We start from the raw sequence: 21476 nt of genomic DNA, 5'->3' as shown, positions 1-21476 counted from the left end.
CTCATTGTTAATTGTGAAAGAAAATTAATACATGATGTAAATCAATTACAATTTCAAACTACCCTAAAGGGGTAGATGAACGTTTTTATCTTGATATTGAAGAATAAAAGGTAATTTATTAACGGATGTTGGTAGTTTTTACAAAATGAGATAACCGCAGTCATGCTCACAAAGGGCTATACAGTTTTGGCTTTTACAGAATGGCAATGATTGTCGAGTTAAGCCACGCTAACGATAAACCCTGCTTTGTTTAAAAACAAAGCATTCGTTTTAACCTAGCCGTTTCAAGGCTATTAAAGGTGAACAACTGAAGTGACTGAAAGTTTTAGAAAAATCAAGTCTCACAACAAAAATCTTTTACTAGCTAAGTCGCACTATAAAGACTAGAATCTGATTTAGTTCATATGGAATAAAATCCATATGATTGATACCGTAATTGACATATAGAGTGCCGTCCCATGTTTGTGAGGCGGCCTTTTATTTGGGAGTCATAAAATGTCAGAAAACAATTCTATCTACATTTCAAGCTTAGATATGAACCGAATCACGGCTTTGTTGGATAAAATGCCAAACATCGCGGCGGAGCTTGTTGAGCTAGAAGCAGAGCTAGACCGTGCGACGGTTCTTGAGCCAGAACAAATGCCAGATAATGTGGTCACGATGAACTCAACTGTAGAGTTTAAATTTGCAGGTGAAGATAGAACCATGACAAAGACACTGGTTTACCCATCTGAGCTGAAAAGCAGTGATGATATTTCCATTTTTGCGCCCGTAGGCAGCGCACTGATCGGTTTGTCTGTTGGTCAAAAACTTGAATGGCCAATGCCAAATAATCAAGTGAAGACAATTGAAATTGTCGATATCACCTACCAGCCTGAGCGTTGTGGTGCACTAAACCGCTAACCCTCAGTAGTCCCGGTGCAAAGGCCTCATTTATGACTTTGCACCAGGAGAGCCCCTCGCTTATCCCCTATTTCCTTCTTTGTTTTTCCAAGCATTTACTTTGCTGCTCTTAAGTAACATCACCGATTCTTTTGTTATTTACCGCATATTCAATACCTATATCTCCAAGCTCAATCATAGAAATTGCAAAGTATTTTTCGTATATTGTCGCTCCGAAAACGACGTAAACTATGCGCAAAATGGAAGAATATCTAACTCGAATTGCCTGCTTAGAAAAAGAAAATGAAGAGCTGAAGCGGAAGAATGCGCGACTACAAGAAAAGTTGAATGCTGCACTCGACAGTAATGGACTGTGTTTGTGGGAGCAGCATATTCCTTCAGGTACTTTGACGATATTCAATATGCAGTGGGGCAAAATGCTAGGTTATCAGCCCCATGAGTTAACCGCGACGGTTGAAACGTGGAAAAACAATCTCCACCCTGAAGATTATGATCTTGCGGTGGGTGCATTTGAAGATCACCTAGCTGGCAAAACCGACCTTTATGAGGTAGTTCATCGCATGATTCATAAAGACGGCAGTGATAGTTGGGTCTACGATCGAGGGCGCATCGTCGAGTATGGTTCTGATGGCGAACCACTACGCATGATGGGCACTCATATCGATATTACAAAAGAAAAGCGATATGAGCAGCAACTGGCTAAGTTAGCTTCGAGTGATCCATTGACCGGACTGTTAAATAGAAAAGCAATAGAGGAAAACTTTAATCATCAACCTCAAACCAAGCCGTCTCAGCAGTCTGCCTTAGTGTTTGTTGATATAGATAATTTTAAAGCAGTTAACGACCAGCTAGGCCATCATACTGGTGATACTCTCCTCATTAATATCGCCAATAGCTTAACAGAGCTTGCGCCAAGCAAGTCTCAAGTCGGACGCATAGGAGGAGATGAGTTTGTCGTTTTAAGCTCTTATTCAAATCAAGAAGAAATATCTCAACTTTGTGATCGACTCTTAAGTTCCATCATTCCTGCGATAAATCAGGACTTAAATAAAGTAACGATTGGAATGAGCATCGGTGTTTGTCTATTTGATAAAGGAAAACAACAGTTTAATGAAGTTTATCAAAAAGCCGATCATGCAATGTATGAGATAAAGAAAAATGGCAAAAATGGCGTTGCCTATATCCAGATATAATAAGTCTCTTGTTTTTTGAAATTAATATTTCTTTAATTTGACAATTTTCTCTATGGAATTGATAGCGTCTTATTTTTAATAAGTAATTTATATAGGAAACAAAAGAAATAACAAACAATTAAGAATGTTGCATATTACACGGTGTAATATTATTACTGTCTTTGTAACTGCTTTTGTTGCATACAATATTATTTCTTATTATTTTTATAAAAACCACTAGTAAAAAGCAGTTAAACATTATAGTTCATAAACTTATAAAAACCGAAATGCATGGTTGAATTTTAACCACCCCTTCTGCTAATATCTCGCCTCGTGTTTAAAAGTAATAAACACACACAAATATAAAACAAACTTTATAAAACATAATGCACACTTGATAATTACTGGTTCTATTTGGATAGAGCTCGGTATTTATTTTATTTAAAACATTATGAATTTGTAATTTCATTTAATATCAAAATATTAAGTAGGTATATAAATTGAAGAAGGTCATCCTCCCTCAATTGGGCTTTGTTGCGTCAAATTTACGCTTGCTAGCTCTTGGCTTTGTAACCCTCGTGTCAGCATATTCTTTTTCATCAGAGGTTTATGCTGAGCAAGTGGCTAGTGGTGAACAAAAAACATTAGTTGTACTCGTCAATTTCCAAGAAAACCCTCAAGAGATCCCGCTCTCTAAAGAAGACGCCCATCATGTTGTTTTTAATACCGTTAGCGACTTCTATTCGCAAATGTCCCAGGGGCAACTTTGGCTATCTGGTGATGTTGCTGGAACATTCACCTTACCGATATCAAACCAAATTTGCGATGATGATGCTGTAGCAGCGGAAGCCAACAAAATGGCTGAAACTGCGGGATATCAACTATCAAACTATGACCGTTTTATCTACTTAACAACCAAAACTGGATGTGCATCAGAAGGCTCTGGTAGCCAAGGAGTAACCCCCTCTAGAGCGTCAATAAATGCGGTTTTCGAGCCTCGAGTTATCGCCCATGAATTAGGACATAATTTTGGATTGCATCACGCTTCCGCACTCGACTGTAAAGACGGTACGTTAGCTGGTGATTGCCTTGTCATAGAGTACGGTGATAGCTACGATACAATGGGTAACTACGATATGGGTTACTTTAGCGCCTTCCAATTGGAAAACTTAGGGTGGCAGGCCTCCCCTGCTCAAATCATTTCTAGTGATGGTGTTTACTCTATTGATGCCTATGAAGACTTTGAAAGTACTTCATCAAAAGTTTTAAAAATCCCAAGAGGCACCGATCCAATTACAGGTCAGCGCCAATGGTTTTACGTTGAATATCGACAAGCTCTTGGCTACGACAGCTTTTTACGTGACCGTTCGTACATCGTATACCGCCAAGATGTGACAGAAGGTGTGGTTGTGCGCCTAGCGACAGACGGTGATCTTAAAAGTAGCCGCTTGCTACACATGAAGCCTGACTCCACTTTCAAACAATTATTTGGGAGTAATGACTGGGAAGACCCTGCTCTTCCAATTGGTGGAACGTTCACCGATCCAAAAACAGGCGTGTCGATTACTTTGGAAAGTGCTAATGGTCAAAACGCACAGGTCAGTGTCATATTTGGTGGTGAATCCGGGCAATGCGTTGCGACATCGCCTCTACTCTCTCTAACCCCACTATCAGGTTCTGATGCTAATGCCGGAGAAACGTTAGCGTATAATCTTAAAGTGACGAACCAGAACAATACAGAATGTGCAGACGCGACTTATACAACGGCTTTAAGCGTTCCTGACGGATGGAATTATGACGCAAGCGCCTTGACGGTTCCTTCCGGCATGAGTGCAGAAACGACGGTCATGGTTACGTCAAACAGCGATGCTCAGCCGAACTCTTACAGCATAACCGTTGACGTTATAGATGCTGAAAATGAACAATCAGCCAAAACCGAGCTATCTTACACAGTGTTGTCTGAGTCAACGTCACCACTTGAGGCGGTGAATGATAGCGTAACGATCAGTGATAAATCCGTCGTTCGCATCGAGCAGTTAAATAATGACTCGTTTGAACAATCGGCCTCTTTTGCAATTACGGTCGCTAAGCCAAACAAAGGCAGCGCCCGTGTACTGAGCGATGGCTCCATTGAATACACACCATCGAAGAAGTTCAAGAATAATGATTCATTTACTTATACGATCAGTGACGGTCAATCTTCTTCAACCGCGACGATTAGCATCACCTTACAATCGACTTCTGGTGGGAATGGTGGTGGAAACGGTAAAGGGAAACCGAACTAAATCACGCAATTCATATGAAAAAGCCTGGAGAATACTCCAGGCTTTTTATTCAAAAGACGTCAATTAGTTGCTTGGTGCAGGACAAATATCACAGTCTGCAGAAGCTTCATTCGTCGCTTGAGTATTATCGATTTTTAAGAAACCAACCGCTGTCACTGTATCACGGAAAGATTGCGTTTCTGCATTGCTAAATGCCGTTGGGATATAACTACCAGTATAAGACTGACATTGATCCGAAGCGAGTTCGATATTATCTACCACTTTCACGTCATCAGAAGTATCCTCAGGCGTACCTGAGTCATCCACAACAGAAACATTCACTAAAGTAAGTCCAGGCGTTGTGTTACATACCATTCCCGAGAAGCTCACTTCTGCAATGATACCGTTTTCAGTAAGTTTGAAGCCGCTTTCACATGATTTCGTTACACTAATCATTGGAGACAAGCTCAATGACTCACATGGATCACTTGCGGTATCAGTAATGGTCGCTTGACCACCCGGAGTCGCAGCTGCTGTGACTCTTACCGTATTAGTTAGACCGTTATTTGTACTTTCAAAACTGTCGCTGTATGAAGCACTGTCACCTGAAGCAATAGCACCTAAGCTATGTGTAGTACCTGCTTCTAAATCCTCTACAACAACATCGTATAGCGTACCAACACCATCATTAATCACGTCGCCGCTGTATGAGTAAACGTAACCATCTTCTGTATCATTCACGACCGCTTGATTACATGTTTTGGTGATATCAACACTACACAACTCAAAGTCACCAACCACAAAGTCTTTCAACTGAGCGGTAATACTGCTTGATGCTCTTGTTTCGGCTGCAAACGAGCTAAAACAGGTGTCTGTTTGTAGAAGTTCAGTAAGATTTACACCACCTTCAAAGAAGGTTTCTGGAGGGAAGACATTTTCGACACCACTTTTTGGCGTATACGCCCATGGTGCAGGTGAGTCAGTTGTATTGGTTGAAGCACACACATCTTGCGCGCCTGGTGAACACAGTGCATTTGTCTTAACTTTCAAACGTAAGTTTGTCGCAGCACACTGACCATCTTGTGGATTATTGTTAGCAGCTTTCGCACAAGTTGTGTCCCATTCAAGAACCAAAATTTCTGGCCCCTCATTTGCTCCTTGCAAATAATTCACCTGAATCAAAAGGTCGCCAGCAATATGTTGACCCGTGAATGTACCGTCTGGGTTTGTACTAACCGAGTCTTGATAAAACCAAAAACCTAAGAAGGCATCACCGCTGTTACCAAAACGGTCTGCACCAAAGGTGAGTACAAGGTCATTATTAATGTTGTATGCCGCTGCATACGCATGAAGAATGTCCCCTTTATCAAGTACCGTACCAGTCTTCCAACCAAGTTCCGGTATGTCTTTGATGTCTTTATTACCACCAGTAAAGATTGTATCCGGTGTTGCCGTGTCATTCTCAAAGCTAAATACTAATGCTCCACCACTGTTTGGCGGCGTTGACCAGTCATCTGGAGCACCTACCCCAGAGTCATCTATCGCATTAGCATTTGCTTCTAACTCAAATACGCCATCTGTTGGTGTTGCAAATGCAGAGCTACCTATTAGCAAGCTTGTAAATATTGCATAAAGAAAGCTCTTCATCGTATGCCAGATACCTGACTTACAAGAATTCATAACCTACTCCTTAGAACGCTTCTAAAGCTAGACGAAGGTCCCTATGTCATTAATTGCCTTTTAAGAAAGAGTGAAAGCGAGATACAACTTTCGTTTCGAGCTCGTATAACGCATAGAGCATGCCACTACTTAAGGTTATGATTTTATTAAACTAAATATTTTCAACAGCGAAGAGAATGAACAGAGTGTTCAATTTTAAAGAAAGAGAAAGAAAACAAAAGAGACAAAAAAACCTACGATAACAAAGATATATACGTGTTCTAGGATAATGTTACAGATTGACACTTTATTGTTTACACCTGTGACAGATGCACAAAAGCGACGGTATTGAAACTGTCCACTATGAATATGAAATAGACGCTTACTCACCTGCCCCAACTAATGTGAAGGTGATGTGTAACACCTGTTTGCATAGTGTTACACCCTTTACACATCTAATTGAATACTCATTTAACTAAAACATATTCAATCGTTTAGCGAATAAGTTTTAGCTCAACCATTTATGACAATATAAACAAACTGTTCACCCCTCTGTACAAAAATAAAAAATAATCAACAAATACAAAAGGTTAAATGTGGAACACTCTATGCTAGTCAACTGGCGCAGTTTAACTCTGTGAGAAAACTATCACGTATGTGGGCTCAAGGACGTAGCGAGCCCACTTACACAAGGAGGTTTTATGAAAACCATATTTAACTCTTGGTGGGGCAGTAAGAGTTACCGTTGTTCCACTTTATGTAGCCAGAATATACTTACAGCGATCAATATCAGCAGCATGTTTAAGCTGTTTACTTGGGTCATAGCGGTTAGCTTAGTGCTGAGCTCTCAAATTGTTTACGCATCCGCTGGCGACCCTTCAAGCCGAGGCGTGCAACCAATATTTGTTGAAGGGAATAACACCTGTCAACAATTACTTCCAGAGATCGACGGTTTGATAGAATACAAGCTTGAGCCAGTTACAGACGGCACTTTCGGTGATGGCATGCTTGAAGTGGTTATTGATCAACAACCTGGGGCAAAAACCTTCAGTTGGGATCAAGGTGATAGCCCTGTGATTATGCAAGCTATCTTCGTAAAAGGTGGTCCTGACGGAAACCTATATAACTACTTTACAGATGGATTATTGTATCAAGATGATGCCTTACTACATGCACCTGTGGGTAAAAACGGTAGATACTATGGCTTAAGTCATATTTCATTCTGTTACACACCAGGCGTACCAGACATTAAAGTCACTAAAACTTGTACATTTGGTGATGTTGTCAATGGTAACACTTTGAAATACAACTATAAACTCACTGTAGAAAACACCGGTGACTTTGCATTGTATGATGTTGTGGCAACAGACACTACAGCCGTTGACAATGATATGGCTGCTGGTGACCATGTGTTCAATTTAGCGATGCTCGCCGTCGGACAAACGCAAGAGTTTAATGGTTCGTTTATTATTGACCAAAACGGTATCACTAACTACGCAGAAGTAAGCGCAGCACTTGAAACTGGTGGTGGTGTTGCGGTTTCTGACAACGCAGATTGGGAATGCCCAAGCCAAAACATCCCTGGTTCATTGTCTCTAGAGAAAGACTGTAGTGTCGTCGTCGTGAATCGCTTTGAAGATACAGGTATTAATGAATACGGTCTTCAAGTCAATTACAGTGGTAGTGTATGTAATACCTCCAATGTCACCATTGACGGCATTGTCGTAATCGACAACAAAGACTCGAATCCAATCCAGGTTGGTATGCTTGCGCCTGCTGAGTGTTACGACTTTACTGGTAACTACGAGCCAATCCCAGGAGATGGTGAAGGCCTTCCATTACCGGGTGAAGAGGTCAGAGCGTTTACAGATACTGTGGATGCGAGTGGTGAAACTATCTTCGGTAATGTTGTCGTAGAAGCGATAACAGCGTCTGCAGAATGTACGCTATGTCCAACTTGTCCAGAGCCTGTTAGCTGCCCTGAATAAGGTCTATTGCAACTTAATAAAACAACGCCTGACGTTAACTCGTCAGGCGTTTTCTTTCGAACTATATCGTTCTATTTATTCTTACCTTTCCCATTGTTACCAGAGTTGCCAGAATCGCCACCAGATGAGGACTCTAACTTCACTGAGACCTGAGCGGTCGAGCTGCTTTGACCATCACCTATGGTATAGGTAAAGCTGTCGTTATTTTTGAATTTCTTCTCAGGTGTGTAACGCAGGGTGCCATCTGATAACAGCTCTAGTCGCCCCTTACTTGGTCTAGTAAAAGAAAGCACGCTTGCAGAGTTTTGCTCTCCAACAACATCGTTTGCCATCACATCGATAATCACCGACTGTTTCGAAGACATAGTCACCTGATCATCAACAGCAACGAGCTCTGGTGATGGCGAGATTTCAGTGGTTACAGAGTAATTCACGGATGCTGCGGTTTGCAGACTTGAGTCCTCTCCGTGCGTCACGATCATATTCAAAGCATAGTCTTTATCACTAGCGTTAACCGAAGATACGACTGATATCATTACTTGTCCGGTTTCACCTGCTGCTAGCGTGATTGCATTGCTGCTTGCTTTCCAACCAGTTGGCACTGACGCGTTTACAGAAAAACTGCTCGCTGAACAATCTGCACTATCTTTGTTGGTAATAGTGACCTGATATTGAACCTCATCACCGGCTGCAACCGAGTTGTTTGTTGCAGCTTTCGCAGTCACTGATGGAGCATTAACAGTACAAGTCCCGATATTACCGTTGTCAGAGCTGTCAAAGACAACGCTTACTTCGGCGATGCCGTTCGCTGCACTCACCAAACTCAATGTTACACCTGAGTCTGGGTCAGTATAGCTACCACCGACCGGCATAGATGGGTCAAACCAGTCATTTCGGCCAAAAACCGCACGATATTCAGAATCAGTTTTAAAGTGAAGCAGATTACTGCTGCGCCCATCGCCTTCTACAGCGCTTCGAATGATTATGCCATCCGTAACGTCCCCACGATAGAACGAGTAAGAACGAGCATCTAAAAAGTCGTCAAAACCAATAGACTGGCGGTATTCAATGTAAAACCATTTTTTTGCACCTGTAGAGGGATCAGTACCACGAGGTACTTTTATCGTAACTGGCTGCTCACTAGTCGTCTCGTAATTCGCGATGGAGTAAGTACCATTTTGAGTAACTTCCAGTGTCTTTGAAGCGTGCTCTCCCTCTAGCCATCCTAGTCGCTCGCGCTGGAAAGTATTCAAATAGCCGATGTCTGGACCACCCATTACATCATAGGTATCACCGTATTCACGCAACGTACAGTTGTCTGAAAGCGTATGCTCGCCACAATCAAGAGCACGAGAGTGATGCAAACCAAAGTTATGTCCAAGCTCATGAGCGATATTCATCGGAGAAAAATCACCATTGATGTGCGCGCGTGAAGGCATGCCATCAATAGTTGCCGATCCAGCGACACCACATGCCGTTTTTGTCATCAAGTAAACAATACGATCGTACTCTTCAAGCTTCACTCCCGCAGCGATGGCTTCTTGATCCGCTGCATCTTGAACAGCGGTAAAATCACAAACCTGATTAGACAACGGTAGATTAAACCAACCCACGACTTTCCCAGACAGCCACATTTGATCAAAAGAGCTTTCACGGTAGAAGTCATTCACTGTGCCAAAGATTAGATTATTTGCCTCTGATAAAGTTAATGGCTGCTCATTTGGGTTTTCTTTGAAGTTCAGCAGGATAACCAATGTATTTTGCTGTCCCGTCGTACTTCCTGCTGCACTGGCGTAATGGATGCTCTGTAAACAAGCGAATATTACTAATAAAAATGACAACCCTTTATTTAGGATTGTTCTATTTATTTTAATATTTTTTATCACTGCTTCACCTAATTTTAAATTAATAACTAGTTCACCTTCCCGCCAATATAAGCAGAAATGGTAGGGTAAAATAATATAAATTTTAGGCAATAAAATGCCCTAGCCTATAAAGCCAAATATGTTCCTATATACATCAACATGGTTATAAAAGGATAACCACCAAAAATATAAGAGCCGGAATCATAGCAAAGCAACCGGTCAAAATTCAACCAGAGCGATAAGTAATTTAGGTTAAGTTTGTGTAATAATAAATTTGTCCATTTTTGTCAGTTACTTAAAATAAACTTATGATTGTTTTATATGAACAACCTTTGTATTCAACAATGACTTTAATAAATCACTTGCACTACAGCTAATTTAAATCATTAAAAATCAAACAAGTAGAAATTGAACTAAAACAACCTCAATTTCATCGCATGAAATTATAACCTTTAAATTCATTAACTTAATAACGAGTCATTCGAATAATATACCTCAACAACTCTTGAGTAATATTATCCATCTTTAATTGTTAAATTTACGTTAAATTAAAGTGGTGAAAAGTTTTTTGCTCACCTAGTTTTATACTCGATTAAAAGACAGACTGAGCGATACAGTGCAATATCAACTAGAGACATATAGAGAAACAAGCAGGATATATGTGCAACTTTATTTTCAATATTGAACTAAAATCACATTGATAATATAACGCTATAGATAGCAATTCATGAAAACCAGTTAAAGGGTGATTAACTGATAATTGAGGTTGGTATTTGTACAAAAATTAATTATTCAATAATAAATGTGTATTAGAATAGTTTGACAATACCAGATAGTAAAAAACCGGCACAAGGCCGGTTTTTAGAAATAGTGGAGGCGCCTCCCGGAGTCGAACCGAGGTCCACGGATTTGCAATCCGCTGCATAGCCACTCTGCCAAGGCGCCTTTCTGATTTTGTATCTCTGTCCAAAGATTTTGATGGTGCCCCGGGCCGGACTTGAACCGGCACAGCGCGAACGCCGAGGGATTTTAAATCCCTTGTGTCTACCAATTCCACCACCAGGGCAACGCAATCATGCGATGGGTTAGACACCATCTGTCTCAGCGGCCTTTGCCGTGAGAACGAGGCGTACTTTAACGGATTAATTTATCTGGTCAACAAAAAATTAGTCTTTTTTATTCAAATGGTTAAAAAGCCAACTCAAACGAACAAAGGGCGATCATTTTGCTCACAAGAACATCAGCATGCTTTGCTCTCGTTTACTTTGCTTCATCACTTCATGTCAATGAGGAATCGACAAGTCGCACAAATTGGCAGTATGGGTATAAACTTAACTCGTACTGCAGGGGACAAATAAGCGCTCATCATGTTTCGAAGGTCATCATTTCAATTACCGCTACATACTGATTCCGAACTCGACTTCGTAGTGCCCCACTTCTTACTTACTGAATTTGATTATGCACGCTCTCTGGAACAGGGGATCGCCCATGACTTGGACCCTGAATATACACACCAATATCGCGTCACACTGAGGCGCATACGCTCACTATGCTTGCTACTTCGCGAACTGATACCTCCTTTTGAACAGCGTATTTTGAAACCTCATTTAAAAATAATGATGAAGAAAACAAATAAGCTGCGTGATTTGGACGTATTTATCTTGGACAAAAGCCAATACATTGAAATTCTCCCAAGCCATAAATCCTCTCTTGAGCAGCTTTTTGGCTTTATAGAATCCGAACGTACTTACGAACAGGCAAAAGTTGCGCGTTGGCTAGCGACAAAAGATTACACTATGCACTGCACTTTGGTCAGGAATAGTCTGCTGCGAAGTACACAACACGAACGAGTGGATAACAACGTACCTGCGTTACTCTTCGCAAGCCAAAAAGTCTCCGAACAATTTAAAAAGGTCGACAAAGCACGGAGCAAGATCTCGGACAAAAGTTGTGACAACGTGATTCACTCGATGAGGATAAAGTGCAAAGCGCTGCGTTATTTGCTAGAAGGGTTTTCCACACTCTACCCTGCCCCACAGCACAAAAACAACGTGAAACAATTAAAACTATTACAAGACAAGCTCGGTGATTTTAACGACACTTCAAGTCAAATTGAATTTTTCACACAGATCAAAGAGGCAGTAAACCTCAATAAAAAAGATCGTAAGACCCTGAAAAAGCTGCTTAACGTGCTTAGTGAACATCACGATACTTCGCGCCAGACCACCTTAACGCACTTAGACCAATTTGAGGCTTTCATCCACGATACCAACACACAAAGCCTCTACCAGCACTAACCTAGGTTCACGTATTTTTAATATTCATTAATTACAGTCAGTCGTTAGGCTCCATAAAGAAAGATAACGTGAAACCATTAAAACGATACCAATATGAGCGCTATGCCGTACTCTGTAATCTCGCCTATCCTCGCGTCTTCAGACAAACTCAATACGGATTCGATCCTAATGGGCAACGAGTCATTAGAAATGAACACGGTAAGATTATGATTCGTGTGCTCTGGAGTAAAAAACAGAGTGAAGTGGTCGTAGTGATTAAAGGCTCACACAGTATCAGTGATTGGTTGTTAAACTTCGCGATGTGGACGAGAAGCTGTCGAAGGCTGGGACTGAATTACCGCATTCACGCGGGTTTCTATCATCTTCTGTTTCAAGAAAGTTTACCGAGCCGAAATGAAGATCGGTTGGGGCTGACCGTGATCGAGCGCCTCGAAGGTATCGTTGTACCGCTCATTCTTAAGGGAAAAAGAATCACCATTACTGGTCACTCTTCAGGTGGCGCGATTGGCAGTGTTTTTGCCGACTATATTGAGAAAAAATACCCAAAGAGCATTAAACGCGTTGTGACTTTCGGTCAGCCCGCAGTTGGAGATTGGACCTTCAAAAAACGCTATCGTTTGGGGCACAAAACTTACCGGATTTGTTGCGATATCGACATCGTGACATTCATGCCGCCAGTGCCTTTTCTCTATTGGCATGTAGGCAAAATGCTATGGTTGTATAATGGGAAAATATACGAGAATACGCCAACGTTCATTCGACTTGGACGTTCTCTATTTAGTTGGTTGATGCGACCATTCTCTTATCACTTTATGAGTAAGTACATCCGCGATAAAGACTTCTTTGACGAACGCTGAGCTAAGTACCCTAAAACTATGATGTACAGGCACTAAAAAGCCGGACTCAGCCGGCTTTACGTTTTTGTGGTGAATTACAGAGAGGCAATTTCTTTTTCAAGTTGATATTTGCTATCTGTGACTATGCGCTCTAACACTTCAACGCGTCGCTTCAAATCACCAATTTGCTTGTTAAGGTTATCTTGTTCTTCTTGGCTCATCGTATTACGTTCAGATATCTCCAAAGCTCTTACTTCTTTACGATGATTCAAGATTAACTTAATTATCCCGCCCCCAAATATGGCACCGAACACAATAGCCACAACCAATACATCAGCAATAGATTCCATTCTTCATCTTCCTCTAGATAATGCTCAAATATAAGTTACTCATTTGTTATATGAATATCAAATAACGTATTGATTCACTGCAAAGTTTCATCAAAATTTGCCTGTTCTGTATCAAAATCACAAGAATGGATTACTCAACGCTAACCCAAACCGAGACAGATCCACCATTTACAGGGAACTCAGCCCACCCGTTCGCATCTGTCCAAACGTCCTCAGTTCGGATGCCCAACTTGTCGACATAGCGTGTACTTGGCTTGCCCGTATACATCCACTTCGAGCCACCTGGTCCATCGCTCATGATCACTGCCATTGAATGTGGATGTTCTGCATCGCCCTCGCGAGTCCAGCCAATTACATCCCAATGGTCAAGATAAGAATGTTGTTTGCCATATGCATAGTCTTTACGCAGTGTTACGAGCTCTTCGATGTAAGGCACTTTGACCATATTGATGTCATGCCCTTTATCACTGTACTGCGCGCCGTAGTAATCTGCATAAAACACGGATGGATAACCTTCTTCGCGCAATAAGATAAACGCGTAAGCGAGCGGCTTAAACCACCAATCGACCGCCGACTCCAACGCCTGCAAAGGTTGAGTATCATGGTTTTCTACTAAGGTTACCGCTTTGACTGGATTGTCCTTCATCAGCGTACCATCCATGATTTGACGCATATCGTAGCTACCACCCGATTTAGACGCATTGTAGAAGTTCATATGTAGCGGTGCGTCGAACAGAGACATGCTGCCAGAAGTTTTGGTGATAAAGTTATGCAGCTGATTCACATCGTAGTTCCAGTACTCTCCGACCGTGAAGAGTTCTTTCCCTGTTTTCCAACGTAGGTGATCAATCCATTCTTGAAGATATTGGTATTTGATGTGCTTCACCGCATCCATTCTAAAGCCATCAACACCAGTCATGTTGATGTACCACTCACCCCAATCTTTCAGTTCTTGTTTAACTTCAGGATGATCCATGTCTAAGTCAGCATACATAAGGTAGTCGTAATTCCCCTTTTCAGAACTGACTTCCCAATCCCATGCCTTACCTTCACCTTTGAATTTAAAAATGGCTTTTTCTTTACCTGCATCGTCCCAGTCCACGCCATCAAAATGGTACCAAGTCCAATGGAAGTTAGAGTACTTGTCGTTGCGTCCAGGGAAATCAAACTCCACCCACGCTTCAATCCATTTATCACCAAGTTCAATGTTGCGGTTGTTCCAATCTACCCGCTTAGTATCAACCCAAGATTTCCCATCTGCACCACCACGGTGGTTAAACACCACGTCACCATAAACCTGGATATTGTTATTGTGAGCGGCATTGATAGCGCTAAGATACTGATCTTTCGTGCCGTATTTGGTGCGCACTGATCCTTTTTGATCAAACTCCCCCAAGTCGTACATGTCATAAACGCCGTAGCCGACATCATTACTGCCACCCGCTCCTTTGTATGCAGGTGGTAGCCAGAGCGCTGTGAATCCGTTTTCTGCTAGCGTTGGAGCGTTATTTTCCACTTGAGTCCACAGTGTGCCATCGTTAGGCACATACCAATGGAAATACTGCATCATTGTGCCATTCTCAGCAGCCAATGCAGATGAACTTAGCAACAAGGTTAAAGGTAAAATAGTGCGTTTTAATTTAAATATTTTCATTATTTTTCTCTCACGTTAAGGACTAAAATCCTCCTTTCTGCTCATACACACCAAGCATTGCCAACGGTCACGCTAGTCAAGTTGCTGCCTGTGATACAAAAAGTTCGGATTACAATCGAAGAGAAATTAGCACCAATCACCCTATACAATTATTGAGTTATTTAACATTTATAAAATCAATGACTAGTGCATTGAAAATATTGAATGGTGATCAAAACATGGGAGGAATTTAGAGAAGCGTGAACGAGTATAGATTGATGGATTTAAAACGAAGAAAGCCAGTCATTTAAGACTGGCTTTCGAAATAGTGGAGGCGCCTCCCGGAGTCGAACCGAGGTCCACGGATTTGCAATCCGCTGCATAGCCACTCTGCCAAGGCGCCTTTCTGATTTTTGTATCTCTGTTACCAAAGATTTTGATGGTGCCCCGGGCCGGACTTGAACCGGCACAGCGCGAACGCCGAGGGATTTTAAATCCCTTGTGTCTACCAATTCCACCACCAGGGCAACGCAATCATGCGATGGGTTAGACACCATCTGTCTCAGCGACCTTTGCCGTGAGAACGAGGCGTACTTTAACGGATTAATTTATCTGGTCAACAATAAATTTTATCTTTTTGATTTAAGTGCTTAAAAAGCGATCCAGACGGTACAATTGGCATTCAATTAGGCCAAGAAACACTCGTTAGCTTTCATCAACTCTAAGTCACACACATGTTGATGCCCATAACTGCTTAGCTTGTAAACGCCTGACTAACGCGGATCGTAGTCACCACTCTCTTCAGCTCTGTAACATCTGTAACAATTGGAGCCCCTACTCTTGGCACTGTTTCACACGAAATATCATATTTTGTTACCGATAACTTTGCATCGAATGTGGTCGTACCTTTATAAAATCATTGACATTTTTTATTTTCAAAAAAAGCTCAATTCATTATCGAAAATATCAATAAATAATGATAGCTTACACTCGTTGCAGTAATTTAATGGACATATATCACATATAAGGACGTGGTTTACTTTGGCGACACACCATAAGAAAAACAAGGTATATCACTAATGTCTATCAAGAATCTTTCTATAGCGAAAAAGATATCGCTATCGTTTTTACTCATTGCCATCGTCAACATTGCGTTTGGCGTATTTTTATCTACAGAGCTCAAAAGCATTAAATCTGAGCTTTTAAACTATACCGATGATACGCTTCCTGCTATGGAAAGAGTAGATTCGATCCGAGATCACTTGTCTCGCTGGCGCCGTGCTCAGTTTGCGACATACACTTATGAAGACGCAGACCAAATCAGAAACAAAATTGCCAGCAACATTCGCGAACGTGAAAAGATCAGCAAAGAGCTCGATTCTTACGGTGAAACGATTTGGCCTGGTGAAGAGCAACAAACTTACCAGCGCCTTATGCGTCAGTGGAAAAAGTACCTGGTCACTATGGATCAGTACAACGAAGCGATGCTAGCCAACGACAAAAGCAAGGCCCACCCTATTTTGGCGAACTCTTTACCTGCTTTCGAAACGGTTGACTCTGAGCTCGGTGAACTGATCCGTCTACTTAAAAATGCTATGGACAGTAACAAAACTCATATTCTTTCTTCTGTAAATGGATTGAGTAACTCGTCAATTGCAAGCAACGTGATTATTCTGCTTATCATGGTAGGCATGACGTACGTGCTGACACGCCTTATTTGTGGCCCACTAAAACTTGTTGTCGAGCAAGCAAATGCCATCGCAACAGGTGACCTATCAAACGACATCGATCGTAAAGCCATCGGCAATGACGAGCTAGGTGAGCTGGCAGATGCGACCACTAAGATGCAAGATGACTTGCGCCAAGTTATCGACAACGTGATTGCTGCGGTCACACAGTTAAGCAGTGCAGTAGAAGAGATGAATCAAATCTCTGATATTTCTGCGTCTGGTATGAAGGATCAACAACTGCAAATCACACACATTGCTACGGCAATGACAGAAATGAAAGCAGCAGTAGCCGATGTTGCACGTAATACTGAAGATTCAGCGAACCAAGCTAACGAAGCAAACCGTCGTACACAACACGGTGTTCGTGAAACGCAAGGCATGGTTGACGCGATTCATGAAGTTTCAAACGTAATTGGTGCTGCGGGCGATACTGTGGCAGAGCTTGAACAGCAATCGAATAAAATTAACGTTATTGTTGATGTTATCCGTGACATTGCCGATCAAACCAACCTACTTGCTCTTAATGCAGCCATTGAAGCTGCGCGTGCTGGTGAGTCTGGTCGCGGTTTTGCCGTGGTTGCGGACGAGGTTCGAACGCTTGCAGGCCGTACGCAAGATTCAACCAGCGAAATTACGTCGATCATTGAACAGCTACAATCGCTTGCAAAAGACGCGAAATCTGCGACAGAACTTTCTAGAACCAGTATCTCAGAATGTGCAGAGCAAGGCATTCAATCAAAACAGCTGATGAGCGACATTGAACACTCGATTTCTGATATCTCAGACATGGGCACCCAAATCGCCACGGCTTGTAACCAGCAAGACTCTGTTGCAGAAGAGCTTAACCGCAGCATTGAAAACATACACTTGGCATCTCAAGAAGTATCACAGGGCTCAGAGCAAACCGCACAGGCTTGTCGTGAGCTAAGCCAGTTGTCAATTTCTCTTAAAGATGTAATGAGCCGCTTTAAACTGAGTTAAACTCAGTGGATACCTTAGTTGATATTGAATCAACCTCGATTTGCGCAAATTGAGTGCAATCACTGAGATATATTTAGGTATATTGAATCATGATCTTCAAAAACGCTCCAAAGCACTACTTGGAGCGTTTTACTTCGTCAGGTACTTTCCCCAAGTACTCAATAACATAACCAATACAAAAAACGCGTACGGAGACTTTATGCGCTTAAATAAAACCTTACTATCACTGACTATCGCTGCTGCAACCGTTGCTCCTGCGATGCAAGCTACTGCTGCCCCTCTTCAAATTAGCAACACTGTAGTAAAAGCAGAGCAAGTTCAAGGCGCTAACGCTTGGCTGGAAATAAACTTAGGTCAATTCCGCGATAATATTGAGCAGTTCAAGTCGCACATGGATGGCAAAACGAAAATCTGCGCCGTGATGAAAGCCGACGCATACGGTAATGGCATCGCGGGCCTGATGCCAACCATTATCGAACAACAAATTCCTTGCGTTGCCGTTGCAAGTAACGCTGAAGCACAGACCGTTCGTGACAGTGGCTTTAAAGGTCAACTTATGCGTGTACGTTCGGCGGATATTGGCGAGATCGAAGCAGCAATCGACCTAAATATCGAAGAACTGATTGGCACTGCAGAGCAAGCCAAAGCACTGTCTAAGCTAGCAGATAAAGCGGATAAAGAAATCAAAGTTCACCTTGCTCTTAACGACGGTGGTATGGGACGAAATGGCGTTGATATGACAACAAAAGCGGGCAAGCAAGAAGCGCTAGAAATCGCTCAACAAGCTGGCGTTAATATTGTTGGCATCATGACTCATTTCCCTAACTACAATGCAGACGAAGTTCGTCAAAAGTTATCTTCGTTCAAAGACAGCTCTGCATGGCTGATTAAAGAAGCGGGCCTAAAACGCGAAGATATTTTGCTGCACGTGGCAAACTCTTACACTGCACTTAATGTTCCTGAAGCACAGCTTGATATGGTTCGTCCTGGTGGCGTTTTATATGGTGATCTGCCAACCAACCCTGAGTACCCTTCTATCGTGTCTTTCAAAACACGCGTGGCATCCGTTCACCACCTGCCAAAAAATAGCACTGTCGGTTACGACAGCAGCTACAAAACGAGCAAAGAAAGCCTAATGGCGAACATTCCTGTTGGTTATTCTGATGGCTACCCACGAAAAATGGGCAATACGGCAGAAGTACTGATCAATGGCCAACGAGCAAAAGTTGCAGGTGTGGCTTCAATGAACACCACCATGGTTGATATTACAGGTATCAAAGATGTTGAGCCTGGTTCTGAAGTTGTACTGTTTGGCTCTCAGCAAGGCAAAACGATTTCGGCAGCAGAAATGGAAAAACATGCAGAGGTCATCTTCCCAGAACTATACACGGTTTGGGGTACTGCGAACCCTCGTGTCTACGTAAAATAAACCCTTTCAGTTATTCGTAACAAAACGAAAAAGCGAGCCTCGTGCTCGCTTTCCTACTTATATACTAATCTGTAACAACCCGTGCTCTTCTCAATTGAACAGAGCTTGCTATTTGCGTTGCGTTACTTTCCTTGAGCCCTAGCAAGTGACAAATCCTCTAACCCCTTCATCTTAAAACCGTTCAGGTATACTTGTTTTTTTATATAGCACTTAGTGTTTGAAAGCCCTTTCAATTGATGTTAAACATGAAGTTTACAAAAGAATAACAAACGCATTCATATGGCACTGCCCTTTTTGCCTGCTGGCTAGGTATCTCTATGACAGAAAATACTCAACATCTTCAGCGTTCCTCATCAGAGTTACACGAATTTACTCGGGTCGACGTGTGGAACGGTTTCACCCAACTTTTACCTCTGTCCATGTTTGTGGTCATATTTGGCCTCGCATTCGGTGTTGCCGCCGTACAAACTGGACTAGATGTATTTCCCACTATGTTGATGAGCACACTGGTCTTCGCCGGTGCTTCACAATTTGCCACGCTAGAAATGTGGGGAGCAGAAGTACCTCTGATTCCAGTGCTTATTACTGTATTTGCTATTAATGCTCGTCACCTCTTGATGGGCGCTACGCTTTATCCATGGTTACGACAACTCCCACCGACAAAACGTTACGGTGTAATGCTGGTAGCATCAGACGCAAACTGGGCAATGGCACTCAATGCATTTGGTAGAAAAGAACCAGGTTTTGGCTTGCTTGTTGGTGGCGGCTTAGCGATGTGGTCGTTTTGGATTGTTGGCACCTGGATCGGCATTTATTTTGGTAACGCAATCAAAGACCCGGTGAGCCTCGGACTCGATATGGTTATGGGGTGCTTCCTGCTCTCGATGGTTGTGGCAGGGCCGAAAGACTTAAGAATCTTTGCGATTTGGGCCACAGCAGCGGCATCATCTATGTTGGCGTATTGGTATTTACCAGAGAATAGCCACGTAGTGGTTGGCGCCATTACTGGCGGAGTATTGGGTGCTTGTTGGAAGGAGAAAAAAGCATGAACATCGAAACAACCTTAGGTGGCACACTGCTTATCATCATCGCTATGGCGCTAGTCACGCTCATAACCCGCTGGGGCGGTGTGTATGTTATGTCATTCATTCCAATTAGCGAACGGGTTCAACGTTTCATTACTGCGATGTCAGGCTCCGTACTGGTTGCCCTTTTAGCTCCGCTAGCAGTAGAGGGTGATAATGGTGCTAGAGCAGCACTGTTTTCTACTGCCGTTGTCATGTTCATCGTGAAAAAGCCTCTGCCCGCAATTGCAGCTGGCATCATCGCAGCCGCCGCGGTACGCGCTCTTTAACCGTCCTCAGCTAGATAATTACTTAAGCTCACATTCTTCGATTGTGAGCTTAACCGAGCCTTATAAACTAACCACAACAACTTAGTCTCGACTTAACCACGGCGCTTTTTGGCATTGCTCTTTTAGTAGAGATAAAAAGCCAGTGACTCGCGCTGACCTCTCATGCGCAGCAGAACTCACGAGGGCAACAATATCGGCATTTGGAAGCTCGTAATCTGGTAATAATCGCACTAATTTACCACTATCAACCTGTGACTGAATATCCCATTCAGATCGCATGATGATCCCTAAGTCTCTTAAGGCCCAATCTTTAATCACTCTGCCCTCATTACTTGCAAGTGAAGGACGAATTCGAACATTTTCTATGGCTCCTGAGACTGTATGAGTAAAGCTCCACAACGTGACATCTTCATTATTTTCTCTCAACGCAATACATTGATGCTTCTTAAGATCTTGCGGAGTTTCAGGCTGTCCATAACGTGATAAATACTCCGGCGAAGCGCAAACAAAGCGTTTGTTTGGGGCTAAACTCACCATCTTAAGGCTGGAATCCGCCAGGTGACCAATGTAGATGATAATGTCCCATTTATGATGGTTGGCCCAGTTTGGCTTATCTGATAACTCTAGCTCCACTTCTAGGCGCGGATGAGCTTTTTTATACTCACCTAATAAAGGGGCTATCACATCGTTGCCAAAGCCAAGGGGCGCCAATACTCTTAGACGACCACTGACATCCCCTCTGCTTTCATTGAGTTTATCGGTGAGTTCATCCAAATCCTCAAGGATAGAACTACCTGTATCGACTAAAACGCGCCCTTCTTCTGTTAAGCTAACTATGCGCGAAGGCCGTTGAAGTAACTTAAGCGATAGCTTCTTTTCGATATGTTGAATACGCTGAGTGACTGATGGAGGCGTTATATTGAGCGCACGAGCCGCATCTGCCAATGTTCTATGGTTAGAAACTACCACAAGAAATCGAATATCTTCTGTCGTTAACATTAACTTCCAACCTAAT

15 protein-coding genes and 4 tRNA genes are annotated in these 21476 nt (G+C 42.4%); 10 read left to right on the top strand and 9 right to left on the bottom strand.

Annotated features, from left to right (window positions below; translation table 11 throughout):
- Nucleotides 1–495: 495 nt before the first annotated feature.
- From rnk to OO778_RS24595, 3 genes are all read left to right on the top strand, one after another.
- On the top strand, nt 496–903 hold the full coding sequence (gene rnk / locus OO778_RS24605; RefSeq protein WP_005394604.1) for a nucleoside diphosphate kinase regulator: 408 nt from the start codon (nt 496–498) through the stop codon (nt 901–903).
- 239 nt (nt 904–1142) lie between these two features.
- Nucleotides 1143–2096 (top strand): sensor domain-containing diguanylate cyclase, encoded by a 954-nt coding sequence (locus OO778_RS24600; protein ID WP_046875474.1) that lies wholly within the window; start codon nt 1143–1145, stop codon nt 2094–2096.
- A 479-nt stretch (nt 2097–2575) separates the two neighbouring features.
- Nucleotides 2576–4360, top strand: a complete 1785-nt coding sequence (locus OO778_RS24595; protein WP_258615405.1) for an Ig-like domain-containing protein — start codon at nt 2576–2578, stop codon at nt 4358–4360.
- 63 nt (nt 4361–4423) lie between these two features.
- On the opposite strand, the gene OO778_RS24590 is transcribed toward OO778_RS24595, so the two are convergent.
- Nucleotides 4424–6019: a DUF11 domain-containing protein gene (locus tag OO778_RS24590; protein WP_258615407.1), complete on the bottom strand. Its 1596-nt coding sequence runs from the start codon at nt 6017–6019 to the stop codon at nt 4424–4426.
- A gap of 680 nt (nt 6020–6699) precedes the next feature.
- Between OO778_RS24590 and OO778_RS24585 the strand changes: the two genes are divergently transcribed.
- Nucleotides 6700–7986, top strand: a complete 1287-nt coding sequence (locus OO778_RS24585; RefSeq protein ID WP_264912076.1) for a DUF11 domain-containing protein — start codon at nt 6700–6702, stop codon at nt 7984–7986.
- 71 nt (nt 7987–8057) lie between these two features.
- Here OO778_RS24585 and OO778_RS24580 read toward each other — a convergent pair whose 3' ends face one another.
- From OO778_RS24580 to OO778_RS24570, 3 genes are all read right to left on the bottom strand, one after another.
- Complete coding sequence (locus OO778_RS24580) at nt 8058–9740, bottom strand: Ig-like domain-containing protein (protein ID WP_264912837.1); 1683 nt, start codon at nt 9738–9740, stop codon at nt 8058–8060.
- A gap of 982 nt (nt 9741–10722) precedes the next feature.
- Nucleotides 10723–10796 (bottom strand) — tRNA-Cys (locus OO778_RS24575).
- 34 nt (nt 10797–10830) lie between these two features.
- Nucleotides 10831–10917: transfer RNA gene (locus tag OO778_RS24570), tRNA-Leu, on the bottom strand.
- A 301-nt stretch (nt 10918–11218) separates the two neighbouring features.
- Between OO778_RS24570 and OO778_RS24565 the strand changes: the two genes are divergently transcribed.
- Entirely contained in the window at nt 11219–12148 is a 930-nt protein-coding gene (locus tag OO778_RS24565; RefSeq protein ID WP_264912074.1) for a CHAD domain-containing protein, read from the top strand.
- A 68-nt stretch (nt 12149–12216) separates the two neighbouring features.
- Nucleotides 12217–13005: a lipase gene (locus tag OO778_RS24560; protein ID WP_134645705.1), complete on the top strand. Its 789-nt coding sequence runs from the start codon at nt 12217–12219 to the stop codon at nt 13003–13005.
- Nucleotides 13006–13079: 74 nt separating this feature from the next.
- Here OO778_RS24560 and OO778_RS24555 read toward each other — a convergent pair whose 3' ends face one another.
- The 4 genes from OO778_RS24555 to OO778_RS24540 all read right to left on the bottom strand — a co-directional run bounded on the left by OO778_RS24555 (nt 13080) and on the right by OO778_RS24540 (nt 15494).
- Nucleotides 13080–13334, bottom strand: a complete 255-nt coding sequence (locus OO778_RS24555) for a hypothetical protein (protein WP_012842214.1) — start codon at nt 13332–13334, stop codon at nt 13080–13082.
- 130 nt (nt 13335–13464) lie between these two features.
- Nucleotides 13465–14988, bottom strand: coding sequence for an alpha-amylase (amyS, locus tag OO778_RS24550; protein ID WP_264912071.1), 1524 nt, complete (start codon nt 14986–14988; stop codon nt 13465–13467).
- A gap of 308 nt (nt 14989–15296) precedes the next feature.
- A tRNA-Cys gene (locus OO778_RS24545) sits at nt 15297–15370 on the bottom strand.
- Nucleotides 15371–15407: 37 nt separating this feature from the next.
- Nucleotides 15408–15494: transfer RNA gene (locus tag OO778_RS24540), tRNA-Leu, on the bottom strand.
- 552 nt (nt 15495–16046) lie between these two features.
- Between OO778_RS24540 and OO778_RS24535 the strand changes: the two genes are divergently transcribed.
- The 4 genes from OO778_RS24535 to OO778_RS24520 all read left to right on the top strand — a co-directional run bounded on the left by OO778_RS24535 (nt 16047) and on the right by OO778_RS24520 (nt 20461).
- Nucleotides 16047–17678 carry a methyl-accepting chemotaxis protein gene (locus OO778_RS24535; RefSeq protein ID WP_104970749.1) on the top strand — a complete coding sequence of 544 codons (1632 nt, stop codon included), beginning with the start codon at nt 16047–16049 and terminating at the stop codon, nt 17676–17678.
- 199 nt (nt 17679–17877) lie between these two features.
- Nucleotides 17878–19107 carry an alanine racemase gene (alr, locus tag OO778_RS24530; protein ID WP_104970750.1) on the top strand — a complete coding sequence of 410 codons (1230 nt, stop codon included), beginning with the start codon at nt 17878–17880 and terminating at the stop codon, nt 19105–19107.
- 317 nt (nt 19108–19424) lie between these two features.
- A complete protein-coding gene (locus OO778_RS24525; protein WP_031780544.1) occupies nt 19425–20156 on the top strand; it encodes an AzlC family ABC transporter permease in 732 nt (243 codons plus the stop codon).
- Nucleotides 20153–20461, top strand: coding sequence for an AzlD domain-containing protein (locus OO778_RS24520; RefSeq protein ID WP_017820198.1), 309 nt, complete (start codon nt 20153–20155; stop codon nt 20459–20461). The genes OO778_RS24525 and OO778_RS24520 overlap by 4 nt, the downstream gene beginning before the upstream one ends.
- An 81-nt stretch (nt 20462–20542) precedes the next feature.
- On the opposite strand, the gene OO778_RS24515 is transcribed toward OO778_RS24520, so the two are convergent.
- Nucleotides 20543–21460 (bottom strand): LysR family transcriptional regulator, encoded by a 918-nt coding sequence (locus OO778_RS24515; protein ID WP_104970751.1) that lies wholly within the window; start codon nt 21458–21460, stop codon nt 20543–20545.
- Nucleotides 21461–21476 lie beyond the last annotated feature (16 nt).

Source organism: Vibrio sp. STUT-A16 (genome assembly GCF_026000495.1).
In the GTDB taxonomy this organism is placed as follows: Bacteria; Pseudomonadota; Gammaproteobacteria; order Enterobacterales; family Vibrionaceae; genus Vibrio; species Vibrio diabolicus.
This window is presented reverse-complemented; position numbering and strand designations above follow the sequence as displayed.